The following is a 1362-nucleotide window of genomic DNA, read 5'->3' on the forward strand; positions in this document are numbered from 1 at the left end:
TTTTTTCATGGCGAAGTACGACGAGCAATTCAAGCTCTCGATAGTCGGGCAGTATCTCGACAAACAAGGTGGCTACAAGACTGTGGCGATGAAGCACGGTTTGTCGCACGGGATGGTACGGCGCTGGGTAAAGTGGTTCGAAGCATATGGCGCTGATGCGTTCAAGAAGAAGTTCACGCATTACAGCGCTGAATTCAAGCTCTGGGTGTTGCAGCACATGTGGGACAATGAGCTGTCATACGGCCAAGTAGCCGTTCAGTTCAACATCCGCCACCCGGGCGCTCTCGGCATATGGGAGCGCAACTATCGAAGTGGCGGCCTGGAGGCGTTACAACCACGCCCACGAGGAAGACCCAAAGCAATGCCAGGACCGACAGCAAAACCAGAGAAACCGTCCGATAACGAAGCACGTTCTCGCGACGATTTGCTAGCCGAGCTTGAGCACCTGCGCATGGAGAATGCTTACCTAAAAAAGTTGCAAGCCTTAGTTCAAGCACGCCCGCAGCAAGCGTCGCCGAAAAAACGCAAGTAGTGCAGGAACTAAGGCAGCAATATCCAATCTTCGGTTTGCTCAAGGTAGCCGAGCTACCGCGCAGCACGTTCTACTACCAGCTCAACCTGCTGGGAAAGGACGACAAGCACAGCGAGCTCAAGGAGACGATCAAAGCCATATACGAGTGCCACAAGGGACGCTATGGCTACCGTCGCATCACAGCCGCTGTCAGGCAGTCGGGTCAGCGCGTCAATCATAAGCTGGTGCAGCGCCTGATGAGCGTGCTCAGTCTGAAGTCCTTGGTGCGCCCGAAGAAATATCGCTCCTTCAAGGGTGAGGTAGGCTCGGCTGCGCCCAATGAACTGAAGCGTCAGTTCCGGGCCGAAGCTGCTAATCAAAAGTGGGTAACCGACGTGACGGAATTTAACGTCGCGGGAGAGAAGTTGTACCTGTCGCCCATACTGGATCTGTACAACGGCGAGATCGTGGCCTTTGAGACGAGCCGACGTCCGGTCTTTGAATTGGTGAGTTCCATGCTCAAGAAAGCGTTGGCCAAACTTGCTCCAGACGACAGACCGATGTTGCATTCCGACCAGGGCTGGCAGTATCGGATGCCGGCTTACCAGCATCAGCTTCGGGAGCGGGAGCTTGTGCAGAGCATGTCGCGCAAGGGCAACTGCCATGACAACGCAGCCATGGAGAGCTTCTTCGGCGTGCTCAAGACCGAGTTCTTCTACCTGAACAAATTCGACAGCATCGATGCGTTACGGGATGGTTTGGCCGATTACATTCACTATTACAATCACGACCGCATCAAGCTCAAACTAAAAGGGCTGAGCCCTGTGCAATACAGGACCCAGCCCTTGGCT

The 1362-nt window shown here is 54.6% G+C and carries 1 protein-coding gene; it reads left to right on the forward strand.

Annotated features, from left to right (window positions below; translation table 11 throughout):
• Window positions 1–7: 7 nt before the first annotated feature.
• Window positions 8–1362, forward strand: a protein-coding gene (locus tag ISF28_RS30180; RefSeq protein WP_198120872.1) for an IS3 family transposase whose coding sequence is annotated in 2 segments (ribosomal slippage) — window positions 8–479 and window positions 479–1362 — 1356 coding nt annotated over the 2 segments. Because the reading frame shifts where the segments join, the coding sequence is not laid out codon by codon here. This gene is flagged as partial in the annotation.

Source organism: Massilia rhizosphaerae, assembly GCF_016093545.1.
Taxonomy (GTDB): Bacteria; Pseudomonadota; Gammaproteobacteria; order Burkholderiales; family Burkholderiaceae_D; genus Telluria; species Telluria rhizosphaerae.